Consider the following 12,822-nt stretch of genomic DNA (forward strand, 5'->3'; position numbering starts at 1 on the left):
GCCCATCGCTCGAGTTACGTTGGATAGCGCTTGTGATGGGCTGATGGAGGTGGGGCCATGCGTCGAAGAGCTGTTGCCGCGGCAATTCTTGCGATTGCCTGCGGTTTGCTGAATCCAGCTGTCATTTCTCCGCCGACGGCGAACGCGGCCCAGGTCGTCCGGGTGGACGAGCTGAATGCCACCCGCTCGGCCCTGTTCATCGATTCGCCCGCCATGGGCCGGGTCATTCAGGTGCAGGTATTGCATCCGGCCGGTGGCGGTTCCCGCGGCAGTTACTACCTGCTCGACGGTCTCGACCCCGGCGCGACCCAGTCCACCTGGACCCAGGCCACCGACGCCGAACCCTTCTTCCGCGGCAAGAACGTCAACGTGGTGCTGCCCATGGGCGGGCAGGCCAGCTACTACACCGACTGGATCAGCGACGACCCGCGTTTCGGCCGGTACCGCTGGGAAACCTTTCTGACACAGGAACTTCCGCCGATCATCGACGGCTACTTCGACGGCAACGGCGTGAACGCCATCGGCGGGCTCTCGATGGGCGGCAACGCGGCCTTCACCCTCGCGGTGCGCCATCCCGAGATGTACACCGCCGTAGCCGGTTACAGCGCCTGCCCGGACACCACGATCGCGCAGGGCGCGACCATGTTCTCCATCGTCAATCGCGGCGGCAATCCGCTCAACATGTGGGGCCCGCCGGGCGATCCGGCCTGGGCCGAGCACAATCCGGCGCTGCTGGCCGAGCGCCTGCGCGGCAAGACGATCTTCCTGTCCACCGGCACCGGGATACCGGGCCCGCACGAGCTGGAGATCAAGCCGCAGCTGCCGGAGAACCTGTTCTTCGGCGGGCCCATCGAGGTCGGGGTGAACGCGTGCGTGAGCGCGTTCGCGTCCCGGCTGGCGCAGCTGAACATTCCCGCGCGGGTGGATTACAGCCCGGTGGGCACGCACTCCTGGTCGTACTGGCAGGACACCCTGCACGCGTCCTGGCCGACGATCGGCGGCGCGCTGGGGGCCTGACGCCCCCGGCGGTCGCGGACCGGGCCGAATCGAGTCCGAGGCCGAACCGGGCCCCGGCCCGGATCGAGCCCCGGACCGAACCGAATCCGCTCCGAATCAGGCTGTGGGACGGTTGAATTCGCCGTCCTTGGCCCCGGCCACGAAGGCTTTCCACTCGCCCGGGGTGAAGATCAGCACCGGCCCGTCCGGATTGCGGGAATCACGCAGGCCGATGTTTCCGCTTGCCAGGAAGGCGATCTCGACGCCCTCGGTGCGATCGTCGCTGCGCCGCCATACGACGTCCGGTTCGATCTCGCGGTTCTTGGCTTCCACCTGCGGGGCCCCCTACCTGGCTGCGGGTAACTGGTCGGTGATGTAGATCGCACTCATGATGCCAGTGTTTGCGAAGCTGCCGGATCGGATATCCCATTCTGTGTCCGCGAAAGGAGGTATGTGGTGCGAACGTCTTGGTCACACCAGCGCGCTGCCCCCATCTCCGACAGCTGTGATGTCGTCCCGGAACGGTTCACGGTGGAGATGGCACAGAGCATATTGGCGATTCACCGAACCTGCCCCACCGATCAGTGCGCCCGCCGCAAAGCGGCGGTCTTCTACCTCTACGAGCACCGCGAACTGCGTCACTGATTCAGCGCCACCGCATCAGCGCCGCGCCACCCGCACCACCACGACCAGCAGCACCCCGACGGTCACCAGCAGCCCGGCCGCCAGCACGGCCGAACCGGCGGGAAAGCCCAGGAATTCGAGCGTTTCGACGCGGTGCACGACCCGCCGGTAGTCCTTGTCCTCGGTGGCGGCGAGCGTGAAGTCCGAGGTGATCTCGGCCGGTTTCGGGATCACGACCGACAACTCGGTCAGGTAGTCGCGTCCGCCCGCGGCGAGCTCCTGCAGCCCGGCGCTGTCGAATTCGGTTATCCGACCGGCGAATTCGACGCTTACCAGCTGCTTTCCGCGATCGGCGTCCGTGCGCTGCACCCGGTGCTCACCGAGTACGTAGAGCCGCACGGTCTGGGTGTTCGCGGCGGCGGCCGACATGCGCATGGGGTAGACGAGCCGATCGGAGGCGAAACTCAGCCGGACCGGGTCCAGGTCGCCGCTCAGCGCCTCGCCGCCGGTGAGGCGCATGGCCACGAACGACCAGCCCTCGGCCAGATACGGGGCCATGGTCGCGACGACCTCCGCCTTCATGACGTAACCGTGTTCGTCCAGCCAGGTCTGGATGCCGGAGACGTCCCCGCCGGTGAGCGTGGTCGCCTCGAGCGGACCCAGCTGCACCCGGTCGAGCACGGTGGGCGCGGCGCTGCCGGGCGCGCCGCCCATGGAACCGTCCGCGGTGTCGGTGAACCAGCGATGCCTCGTCACGACCTCGGGCGCGGTCCGCTCGCGCAGTTCGGTGAACAGCTCCGGGTCCGCCGCGGTCACGGTGGCCGGCGTGGGCGTCGGCACGATGAGCGCGGCGTCGTCCCCGCCGCTGTTCAGCGCCAGCCGCATGATGATGGTCTCGGTGACGCCGTCCCAGCCCAGCAGCGCGACCTCATTGTTCACCGTCGCGTTCTCGCCCACGGGCGCGGCCACCCCGCCGCAGGCACAGGCGGAAGCCGGTGCGGCCACACCGATTCCGCCGGCGGTCACGATCATTGCCGCCACCGCGAACGCGCGCGCGGTCCTACGCAAGAGCATGGCGGGAGCTTAGCCAGGTGACCTTGCGGTTCGCTTGGGCTCGAACGCCGGGGTGCGGGCGATGCGGGTCGGCGGCCGGGGGCGGGGGTGCACCACTAACGTGGACCCATGGCTTTGGACAGCAGCGACAGCGCGACCTCGACTCCCGGCGCGGCGGTGACCGCGCCGATCGCCAAGCGGGTCCCGACCCAGCGCGAACACCACGGCGACGTGTTCATCGACGAGTACGAGTGGCTGCGGGACAAGGAGAATCCCGAGGTCATCGAGTACCTGAAGGCCGAGAACGCCTACACCGACGCGCAGACCGCGCATCTGGCGCCGTTGCGCGAGAAGATCTTCGCCGAGGTGAAGGCGCGGACGCAGGAGACGGATCTGTCGCTGCCCTCGCGCAAGGGCGCGTTCTGGTACTACTCGCGCACCTTCGAGGGCAAGCAGTACGCGGTGTCGTGCCGCTGCCCGATCGCGGGTCCCGATGATTGGACCCCGCCGCAGCTCGAGGTCGGTGTCGAGATCCCGGGTGAGCAGGTGCTGCTGGATCTGAACGAGCTGGCCGAGGGCCACGACTACTTCTCCCTGGGCGCGCACTCGGTCAGTCAGGCCGGTGATCTGCTGGCCTTCAGCACCGACTTCGAGGGCGACGAGCGGTACACGCTGCGGTTCAAGAACCTCGGAACCGGGGAGATCCTGCCCGACGAGATTCCCGGCACCGCGGGCGGCGCGACCTGGTCGGTGGACGGCACGCACGTGTTCTACGTGACCGTCGACGAGTCCTGGCGGCCGGACAGCGTGTGGCGGCACCGGCTGGGCACCGAGAAGGACGCCGACGTCAAGGTGTACTTCGAGCCGGACAAGCGGTTCGGGGTGGGGGTGGGCAGCACCCGTTCCAAGAAGTTCCTGGTGATCGGCGTCGACTCCAAGCTCACCAGCGAGATGCTGATCCTGGAATCCGACGATCCCGAGGGCGAGTTCCGGGTCCTGCTGCCGCGCCGCGAGGGCGTGACCTACGGGGCCGAGCACGCGGTGATCGGCGGCGAGGACAAGGCGCTGATCCTGCACAACGACGTGGTGGACGGGGTGAAGTCGGAGAACTTCCTGCTCGCCATCGCGCCGTGGGACGATCCGGAGAACCAGACGATCCTGATTCCGCATCGCGACGAGGTGCGCCTCGAGGATGTCGACGCCTTCTCCGACAAGCTGGTGCTGAGCTACCGGCGCGAGGCGCTGCCGCGAGTCGCGGTGTGGCCGTTGACTTCCGAAGGTGGCTTCGGCGAGCTGACCGAGGTCGATTTCGGGCTGGCGCTGTCGGCGTCGGGGCTGAGCGTCAATTCCGAGTGGGAGACCCCGACGCTGCGGATGGGTGTGCAGTCCTTCATCACCCCCGCCCAGGTCTTCGACTACGTGCCCGGCACCGGCGAGCTGATCCTGCGCAAGGAGCAGAAGGTGCTCGGCCACTACGATCCGGCCGAGTACGAGCAGCGCCGGGAGTGGGCGGTCGCGGCGGACGGCGCCCGGGTGCCGATCTCGATCGTGCAGCGCAAGGACGCTCCGGCGGGCCCGAAACCGTTGCTGCTCTACGGGTATGGCTCCTACGAGTCCAGCATCGACCCGTACCTGTCGGTGGCGCGGCTCTCGCTGCTCGATCGCGGCATGGTGTTCGCGGTGGCGCACGTGCGCGGCGGCGGTGAGATGGGCCGGCTCTGGTACGACAACGGCAAGATGCTCACCAAGAAGAACACCTTCACCGACTTCGTCACCTGCGCACGGCATGTGATCGATTCCGGGCTCACCGCACCGGACCGGCTGATCGCCGACGGCGGCAGCGCGGGCGGGCTGCTCATGGGCGCGGTCGCCAATCTCGCGCCGGAGCTGTTCAAGGGCATTCTCACGAACGTGCCGTTCGTGGATCCGCTGACCTCCATGCTCGACGACTCGCTGCCGCTCACCGCGGCCGAGTGGGAGGAGTGGGGAAATCCCTTGGACGACAAGGAGGTCTACGCCTACATGAAGTCCTACTCGCCGTACGAGAACGTCGAGGCCAAGGACTACCCGGCGATTCTGGCCATGACCGGGCTGAACGACACCCGCGTGCTGTACGTGGAACCCGCCAAATGGGTGTCGGCGTTGCGGGCCACCAAGACCGGTGATTCGCAGCTGCTGCTCAAGACGGACATGACCTCCGGGCACGGCGGGCCCAGTGGCCGGTACGAGCAGTGGAAGGAAATCGCCTTCGAGTGGGCGTGGGTGCTCGACACGGTCGGTCTGGGCGAAGTCGAGCCTGCCGGCGGTGAGCCCGCCGCGAGCTGATCCCGATTCCGGACGGCGAGAAGGGGTTCGCGGATCATCTCCGCGAACCCCTTCCGCTTTACCGGGATTCGGCAGGGTCCCGAATCCCGGTGCAGACGGTTATCGCCGAATGCCCTCCGGATGTGAACGATCGGCGCTGGGGCCCAGCGCTTTCGCTGCACCGACCGCCCGTTGATCCAGGCGCGCAGGCAGCCGGCCTGTTTTTCCGACACGCCGCCGAGTTCGGCGGCCACCGCTCACGACTTGGCCTTGCCCTTGGGTGTTTTCGGCTTCGCGCTCGGCTTCGACGTGGTCGTCTTGGTGTTCGCCCGCGAGGTCTTCGGCTCGGCCGCACCGGTTTTCGCCCTGCCCGCCGGAGCCGTCGGCGGTGCCGACTTGGCCAGCACGTGCAGCGCAGGGGTCGGCTGGATGGGGACGGCGGCGTGCGCGCTGTGCGTGAAGCCGCCCGCTTCCGCGCTGGTCAGCGAGGTCACCATGGGGTGGGCCCGGAGCTGGGTGAGGCAGCGGGCCACGTCGGCGAGCAGCAGATCCGCCATGTCCAGGGTGAAGCCGTGCCGGATTACCGCGCGCATGACGGTCTCGTCGCCGCGGTCGGCGGGCAGTGGATAGGCGGCGATGAGCCAGCCGCGGGCGCGTAGCCGGTCGGACAGGTCGTACAGGTTGAAGACCTGGTCGCCGCGCAGCCGCCAGCACACCGCGGTGATGCCGCGCCGTGGATCGCCGTCGTGGACGATCTCGAACGGGCCTATCCGATCGAGTCCGGCGGCGAGATGCTGTGCGACACGGTAGATCGCGCTCTGCAGCCGGGTGTAGCCGGTGCGGCCGAGCCGGATGAACTCGTAGTACTGGGTGATCACCTGGCCGCCGGGCCGCGAGAAGTTCAGGTTGAACGTGGCCATGCTGCCGCCGAGGTAGTTCACCTCGAAGATGAGTTCCTTGGGCAGATCCGACGGCGTACGCCACATCGCCCAGCCCGCACCGAGCGGAGCCAGCCCGGTCTTGTGCCCGGAGGCGTTGATGGACCGCACCCGGGGCAACCGGAAGTCCCATACCACCTCGGGCGCGCAGAACGGGGCGAGGAACCCGCCGCTGGCCGCGTCCACGTGTATCGGAATATCCAGTCCGGTCTTCTTCTCCAGGGCGTCCAGGGCCTTACTGATTCCGGCGACATCCTCGAAGAGTCCGGTGAAGGTCTGCCCGAAGGTGGGCACGACCATGATGGTGTTCTCGTCGCAGTACGCGGCCACGTCGTCCGGATGCATGGTCAGCCGGTCGCCGCGCAGCGGGATCTGGCGGATCTCGACGTCGAAGTAGCGGGCGAATTTCTCCCAGCAGACCTGGACCGGGCCGCAGACGAAATTGGGGGTGCCGGTGCCGCCGCGCTTGCGCCAGCGGTGTTTGGCCGCCAGTCCGCCGAGCATGGCGGCCTCGCTGGAACCGGTGGTGGAGGTGCCCAGGGTGGTCGCCGGATCCGGCGCGTTCCACAGGTCGGCGATCATGCGCACGCAGCGTTTCTCGAGCTCCGCGGTCTGCGGGTACTCGTCCTTGTCGACGATGTTCTTGTCGAGGGACTCGTTCATCAGTCGTCTGGCCTGATCGTCGACCCAGGTGGTGCAGAAGGTCGCCAGGTTCATGCGCGCGACGCCGTCCAGTGCGAGTTCGCCGTGCACGACCTCGTAGGCGACCTGGGCGAGCATTTCGCGGTCCGGGAAACCTGCTTTGGGAGCGGACCGGCCCAGGCCGGGCATGGCGAAAAGGTCGTCTGGCTCCAGCTTGCCGGTCATTCAACCCTCCAGTTTGCTGCGGAAACTGCTGGCTTGCTTGACGTGTGCGGTGGCGTCGCCACGTGTGAAACGCGTTGTGGATTGTTTCGTTTCGCGGGAAGTGATGGTTGCTGAACGATTACTATTCAGCGCTATGGACTATGAGAATGTCATAGAACAGGTGCTCTCGGTGGCTTCGCCACACATCGGCGAGGGCGCGGTCGCGGACTATATTCCGGGTTTGGCCGCAGTTGATCCCGAACAGTTCGCGATCAGTGTGGCGACAGTCGACGGCGAGGTGTACAGCGCCGGTGACCATGATGTTCCCTTCGCTATTGAAAGTATTTCCAAGGTTTTCGCGCTGGCGCTGGTCCTCGCGCGCAAGGGCTCCGGCATCTGGAGACGGGTGCGCCGGGAGCCGTCGGATGTGCCGTTCAACGACCTGGTCGAGCTGGAGCTGACGCTCGGGGTGCCGCGCAATCCGTACATCGACGCCGGTGCGATTGTGGTAGCCGATCAATTGCTAGCGGATACCGGCGATGGTGTTGCGGCACTTCGGGATCTATTGCGCACGGAGACCGGGAACCCGGTGCTCGAGGTGGACGGCTGGATCGCCGCGTCCGAACTGGGCGCCGGGGATCGCAATCGGGCCCTGGGCTACCTCATGGCCAGTTTCGGCAATATGCGGTGCCGGGTGGATCAGTCGCTGGACCACTATTTCCGGCAGTGCTCGTTCGATATCACCTGTACCGAATTGGCGAAGGCGGGATTGCTCATCGCGCGACACGGGGTGCGCGCGGATGGCGGCAGGCTGCTCGATACCGAAGACGCCCGGCATATCACCGCGCTCATGGCGACTTGTGGAACCTATGACGCGGCAGGGGAATTCGCGTACGAGGTGGGGATGCCCTGTACGAGTGGGGTGAGCGGCGGGATCCTGGCGGTGGTTCCGGACGTGTGTTCGGTCGCGGTGTGGGGGCCCGGGCTCGACGCGAAGGGCAACTCCGTGACCGGGGGGATCGCGCTGCGGGAGTTCGCGACGGCGGCCAAGCTGTCGGTGTGCTGAGGCCGGTCGAGATGGGTGCGGGACACACGCCGGGTGGTGCGATGCGGCGGGCGAGGCGGAAATGATCGAAAATGCCGGGATGACCGACGATTCCCGCACCGCCGCCCTGCGCGCGGCCACCGCCGGCGCGATGCCGCGGGCGAAAAGCGATCTGACCGAACTCGTGTCGTTCCGGTCGGTGTACGACGAGCGGCAGTTCCCCGTGGCGGAGTGCGAACGGGCCGCACAGTGGGTCGCGGACGCCTTCGCGGCCGAGGGGCTCACCGATGTGGGGCTGCACGAAACCCCCGACGGCAGTAAGGCCGTCATCGCCCGGTACCCCGCGCCCGCCGGTGCGCCCACCGTGCTGCTGTACTGCCACTACGACGTGCAGCCGCCGGTCGACGAGGCCGCCTGGGAGACGCCGGTCTGGGAGCTGACCGAGCGGGACGGCCGCTGGTACGGCCGGGGCAGCGCGGACTGCAAGGGCAATATCGTGATGCTGCTGACCGCGCTGCGCGCCCTGCGCGCGGTGGACGGCGACGCCTACCCGGTCGGGTTGATCGTGGTGTCGGAGGGTTCGGAGGAGCAGGGCACCGGCGGCCTGGAGGAGTTCGTGCCGGACAACGCCGACCTGTTGCGCGCGGACGCCCTGTTGATCTGCGACTGCGGCAATTTCGCGGTGGGCGTGCCCACCCTCACCGAAACCCTGCGCGGCAACGTCAATCTCGTGCTCACCGTCGAAACCCTGGCGAGCTCCATGCACTCCGGGATGTTCGGCGGCGCGGCCCCCGATGCTCTGTCCGCCCTGATCCACCTGCTGTCGACCCTGCGCGACGCCGACGGCAACACGACCGTCGCGGGCCTGACCAACGATCAGCAGTGGGATGGTGTGCAGTACCCGGACGCCCAGTTCCGTTCGGACGCAGGCATTCTCGACGGCGTCGACGTCGTAGGCTCGGGCACGGTCTCCGACATGCTCTGGGCCCGCCCCGCCCTGACCGTCCTGGGCATGGACGTCCCGCCCGTGGTGGGCTCCGCCGCCGCGGTCCAGGCGAAGGCCGCGGCCCGCATCAACCTGCGCATCCCGCCCGGCACGGATCCGGAGGCGGCCCTGAAAGCCCTGACCGCCCACCTGGAATCGAACGTCCCCTGGCACGCCAAGCTGACGATCACCCCCGAGGCGACCGGCGCCCCGTTCCGCTCGGCCGCCGGCGGCCCCGCCCGCACGGCCCTGGAGTCGGCCCTGCAGTCCGCCTACGCCCGCCCGTCGACGACCCAGGGCCAGGGCGGTTCGATCCCGCTCTGCAACGTCTTCGCCGCCACCTATCCCGAGGCGGAGATCATGCTCCTGGGCGTGGAGGAGCCGAAGGCCCTGATCCACGCTCCCAACGAAAGCGTGGATCCGTCGGAGATCGAGAATCTGGCGTTGTCGGTGGCGCTGTTCTTGGCGTCCTACACCTGAGGATTCGACGATTCCGCCCGTGGAGATCCCGGCACTCCCATCGCGCGGTGCCGGTTTCCCGCAGGGCGAAGGACTTGTGGTTGAGTGCGAGCAGATGAGCTTCGGCTGTAGGTTCCGGGCCCGGAATATTCAGTAAAGCAACGGGTTTCAGTGGTCCAACCAACCACCGGCAGCCAGCCATGCGTTCTGGAAATCTACCGGAGCAATTTCCACAGCGTGCAGGCGCGGAACCGAGTTCAAGGATCTGATGGACGGGATGGGTTCCTCGTCCAGCCAGGTGAACTCGGTCTCGACGAACCCGCCGGCCAATCCGAGTCGGCCGTCCGCGTAGTGCTCGATCTTTCGGTATTCGTGACCGTCCTCGAGGAGCTCTCGAAATACAACGGCAGGCTGGTCGACGGACGGTTCGAGGTACGTGGTCTTCGAGTAGCGCATTCCCGCTTCGAGCGGTTCGAACGAAGCGGCCGCGGCTGCGGTGGCGTGATCGAGTCTCGCGAAACCCTGCGGTGGGATCGAGCCGGCAGCTGCCAGCGGACCGCGCGTCTGGGCACGTGCTGACCTTTCACGCATGCTTGCGAGCAGATCCCGAACCCACACCGGCACTTCGTCGCGCGGGTAGCGCGCGAGATCCTCTTCCAAGGATGGGCCGAGCCATACCGCCAGTGGTGGTTCGTCTTCGTCCTCGTCGAAGGATGTGCTGATTTCGCCGGATGATGTCGAGGTGAGCGTCATGGTGAACCAGGTGCCTCGTCGCGGCTGGTACATGTGATCGCGCAACTTCATGACCGCGTCGTACGGGTAGATATCCACGTGCCCGGCGTCGTCGAACTCGACGGTGCACAGCAGGCTCTTCCCGGCCGCTGAGCAGGTCAGAGTCATCGTGGTCCAGCCGCTGGGGGCCTGCCCGGAGATCTCGGAAATGAGGTCGTGGAGGAGAACTTGCTCAGGCTCCGGACTGCACATGGTGTGGATCGTATGCCTCTGCGGTCCACATCGATTCCGCTATCGAGACGCGAGTAGCGGCTGAATCACCGTGGTGGTCGGCAGTGCGAGGATGGAGCGTGCAGGACGCGTACTCGGCCGGCTCCGCCTTGCACCGAAGGTGTTTTCTCGCGGCCCGCCGGGCTATCAGGAATCGAACGGTGTGAAAGCCTTGCCGAACCTATCCACAGCGGTCCCCAGGCGCGGAATGGATCGCGCCGGGGGACAGTAGATTTCGAGTCTGGCTCGGTTAGTTGTGCACCGGCGGTGGATTACCTGGGGATGAATGTGGATAGGTCGGAGCCGGTGAGGCTTCTGGTGAAGATGATGCGGGATCGGCCTGGGCCGCTGTAGTCCTCCACGCGGTGGGCGTCGAAGCCGAGGGAGCGGTGGAAGGCGATCGAGCCCTCGTTGGCCGGGGAAGTGATCGCCTTGAGGCTTTGGGCGCCCAGATCAGCTGCGGCCGTGGCGAAAGCAGCATAGAGGCGGCGACCGAGGCCGGTGCCGCGTGCGTCGTCGCGGGCGGCGATCAGGTGGGTGTAGGCCACTCGTGCCGGAGTGACGAAGCCCAGGATGTAGCCGTGAATGCCCCTGTCGCACACGGCGACCAGGCAGGTTTCCGGGAACTCGTGGACCAGGATCGTGAGGTGCTGGGCGCGCAGGTCGCGGTCGCCCCAGTAGCGCTCGTGGTCGTCGAGCACCCGGCGCAGGTCGTGTGTGGTTGCGCGCCTGATGGTTTCGCCGGAGACGTCATGGTCGGTCATTCCGCGATGGTCACACTTCCCGCCGGTACCCGCATCTCGCCCCTGTCCGGCAGTTCGACGGTGATCATGGCGACTCCATAGCCGCGCGCCCTTCCACTCGCCCGCTCTCGACCTGCGGGAGCTGGGATCGGTCAGGCTGCGCGGCGGCTAGGGCCGGTCGAACCTTCCGGCGCGCACCGAGGTGGTGAAGGCGTCCCAGGCCGCAGGTTCGAAAGTGAGGACGGGGCTGTCCTTGTCGAGTTTCGAGTCGCGCACGGCGACCCCGCCGCCGCTGACATGGGCGACTTCCAAGCACTCGCCTCCCGAACTGCTGCTGTAACTGCTCTTGAACCATTCGATGGGGGACAGGTGGGTCATCGCGAGGTGCACCTTAGGTTGGGTCGAACTGTCCGGCTCGCACCGAAGTCGTGAAGACATCCCAGGCTTCGGGGGCAAAGAAGAGGACTGGGCCGGCCATGCCGAGTTTCGAGTCGCGCACGGCGACTGTGCCGCCGTCGAGGTGCGCCGCTTCTACGCAGTCGCCGCCCGACTGGCTGTGGCTCGACTTGAACCATTTGGGGTCGAAGGCCGAGGTTGTCATGCGATGCGCTCCTCAGGGGCGGTCGAATCTTCCTGCTCGGATAGCGGCGGTGAAGGCTTCCCAGGCTTCGGGTTCGAAGACGAACGCAGGGCTGTCTTCGCCGAGCTTCGAGTCGCGGACGGCTACCCTGCCGCCGCTCAGGTGGGCGGCTTCGACGCAGTCGCCGCCGGATCGGCTGTAGCTCGACTTGAACCACGCGGTTTCGAGGATTTTCATCGTCCGTACTCCTCGGCTAGTGACAATGCCAGTTGCCCGGTTGTGTCTTGATCGAGAGCTACACGGGAAATCTCCGCGAAGGCATCGCGATAGCGCTTCACTTCGGAGTCTCGCTCCAGGAAGAGAACGCCCGTGTACTCCTCTATGAATGCTACCGGAGGTTCGGTCGTCCCGAACGCGGCGTTTTTCGGAAAATCCAGCAGGACAAAAGAACCCACGATCGAACCGAGATGTCCCGGTGCGTCGAACGGGACCATGCGCACCGAGACGTTGGGGCGTTGGGCAACGGCGGCGAGATGGCGGAGCTGACCGGCCATCACGCTCGGGCCGCCGATCTGATCTCGGAAGACGAACTCCGACAGCACTACGTCCAGCTTGAATGCCTGATCCTCGAGACGGGATTGCCGGCGGACCGCCAGTTCCACTCTCCTTTCCACCTGCGCGGCGGGCATATCGGGATATTCGATCCACGCGACGGCTCGGCGGTACGGGTGTTTGGAGCATTCCCGGCATGACGGTGGTTCGCCAGACGGCAAGACCGTGCGCTGCCTCCTCCAGGCTGACGTAGTGATCGAAACGTGGTTCCATCTCGTCGGCGTACGCGCGCCACCAATTCTTCTGAACTGCTGCGAGTTCCTGCGCCAGACCGACCAGAACTTGTCGATCTCCGTCACCGACCTGATAGGCGTTCGCGAGAGCATTGATCCACAGCTGGGGAACTTTGGACTTCAGCCCTTCTTCGAGTCGCGTCATGGTCTGTTGCGATGTCTCCACCACCTGGGCGGCGGCGTAGACGGTCAGGCCCGCCCGCCTTCTGTGCTGTGCCAGCAATCGTCCAAGTGCTCGGCTCGCGAGTGTTGATCCAGCCATTGTTTAGCCTCGCTATCGGAAGGGCTGAATTTTGGAAGTACCCAATTTGGAAGCATCTGCTATGGAAGTTCGGTAGTTGCTGGGTGATTCGTCTGATTTTACAGTTTCATCCCCTGGATATTGGAAGTTTACTGGGTGGG

The 12,822-nt window shown here is 66.4% G+C and carries 13 protein-coding genes and 1 pseudogene; 4 read left to right on the forward strand and 10 right to left on the reverse strand.

Annotated elements, in window-relative coordinates; all coding sequences use genetic code 11:
* The first annotated feature begins 57 nt into the window (after window positions 1-57).
* Window positions 58-1,017, forward strand: coding sequence for an alpha/beta hydrolase (locus ACWDOP_RS23060; RefSeq protein WP_456346717.1), 960 nt, complete (start codon window positions 58-60; stop codon window positions 1,015-1,017).
* Window positions 1,018-1,113: 96 nt separating this feature from the next.
* Here the strand turns inward: ACWDOP_RS23060 and ACWDOP_RS23065 are convergent, their stop codons facing one another.
* Entirely contained in the window at window positions 1,114-1,329 is a 216-nt protein-coding gene (locus tag ACWDOP_RS23065; protein WP_379008694.1) for a DUF397 domain-containing protein, read from the reverse strand.
* 327 nt (window positions 1,330-1,656) lie between these two features.
* Complete coding sequence (locus ACWDOP_RS23070) at window positions 1,657-2,694, reverse strand: DUF2330 domain-containing protein (protein ID WP_456346718.1); 1,038 nt, start codon at window positions 2,692-2,694, stop codon at window positions 1,657-1,659.
* A gap of 108 nt (window positions 2,695-2,802) precedes the next feature.
* Between ACWDOP_RS23070 and ACWDOP_RS23075 the strand changes: the two genes are divergently transcribed.
* Complete coding sequence (locus tag ACWDOP_RS23075; protein WP_456346719.1) at window positions 2,803-4,998, forward strand: S9 family peptidase; 2,196 nt, start codon at window positions 2,803-2,805, stop codon at window positions 4,996-4,998.
* 236 nt (window positions 4,999-5,234) lie between these two features.
* Here the strand turns inward: ACWDOP_RS23075 and ACWDOP_RS23080 are convergent, their stop codons facing one another.
* Complete coding sequence (locus tag ACWDOP_RS23080) at window positions 5,235-6,782, reverse strand: glutamate decarboxylase (protein WP_456346720.1); 1,548 nt, start codon at window positions 6,780-6,782, stop codon at window positions 5,235-5,237.
* 64 nt (window positions 6,783-6,846) lie between these two features.
* Here ACWDOP_RS23080 and ACWDOP_RS23085 point away from each other — a divergent pair, with 64 nt between their 5' ends.
* Both ACWDOP_RS23085 and ACWDOP_RS23090 read left to right on the forward strand, forming a co-directional pair.
* On the forward strand, window positions 6,847-7,827 hold the full coding sequence (locus ACWDOP_RS23085) for a glutaminase (protein ID WP_456346721.1): 981 nt from the start codon (window positions 6,847-6,849) through the stop codon (window positions 7,825-7,827).
* A 79-nt stretch (window positions 7,828-7,906) separates the two neighbouring features.
* The gene (locus ACWDOP_RS23090) at window positions 7,907-9,271 is read left to right on the forward strand and encodes a M20/M25/M40 family metallo-hydrolase (RefSeq protein ID WP_456346722.1); all 1,365 of its coding nucleotides are present in this window, start codon (window positions 7,907-7,909) and stop codon (window positions 9,269-9,271) included.
* Window positions 9,272-9,418: 147 nt separating this feature from the next.
* Here ACWDOP_RS23090 and ACWDOP_RS23095 read toward each other — a convergent pair whose 3' ends face one another.
* The 7 genes and pseudogenes from ACWDOP_RS23095 to ACWDOP_RS23125 all read right to left on the reverse strand — a co-directional run.
* Entirely contained in the window at window positions 9,419-10,234 is an 816-nt protein-coding gene (locus ACWDOP_RS23095; protein WP_456346723.1) for a DUF6881 domain-containing protein, read from the reverse strand.
* A 290-nt stretch (window positions 10,235-10,524) separates the two neighbouring features.
* A complete protein-coding gene (locus ACWDOP_RS23100) occupies window positions 10,525-11,016 on the reverse strand; it encodes an N-acetyltransferase family protein (protein WP_456346724.1) in 492 nt (163 codons plus the stop codon).
* 147 nt (window positions 11,017-11,163) lie between these two features.
* Window positions 11,164-11,373: a DUF397 domain-containing protein gene (locus ACWDOP_RS23105; protein WP_456346725.1), complete on the reverse strand. Its 210-nt coding sequence runs from the start codon at window positions 11,371-11,373 to the stop codon at window positions 11,164-11,166.
* Window positions 11,374-11,386: 13 nt separating this feature from the next.
* Window positions 11,387-11,596 (reverse strand): DUF397 domain-containing protein, encoded by a 210-nt coding sequence (locus ACWDOP_RS23110; protein WP_456346726.1) that lies wholly within the window; start codon window positions 11,594-11,596, stop codon window positions 11,387-11,389.
* A 12-nt stretch (window positions 11,597-11,608) separates the two neighbouring features.
* Window positions 11,609-11,812 carry a DUF397 domain-containing protein gene (locus tag ACWDOP_RS23115; RefSeq protein ID WP_456346740.1) on the reverse strand — a complete coding sequence of 68 codons (204 nt, stop codon included), beginning with the start codon at window positions 11,810-11,812 and terminating at the stop codon, window positions 11,609-11,611.
* Window positions 11,809-12,513: a DUF5753 domain-containing protein gene (locus ACWDOP_RS23120; RefSeq protein WP_456346727.1), complete on the reverse strand. Its 705-nt coding sequence runs from the start codon at window positions 12,511-12,513 to the stop codon at window positions 11,809-11,811. Before ACWDOP_RS23120 ends, ACWDOP_RS23115 begins: the two co-directional genes overlap by 4 nt.
* Window positions 12,514-12,529: 16 nt before the next feature.
* Window positions 12,530-12,682, reverse strand: a pseudogene (locus tag ACWDOP_RS23125) (helix-turn-helix domain-containing protein); the annotation flags it as partial.
* Between the last annotated feature and the right edge of the window lie 140 nt (window positions 12,683-12,822).

The sequence above is a fragment of the Nocardia sp. NPDC003693 genome (genome assembly GCF_053981095.1).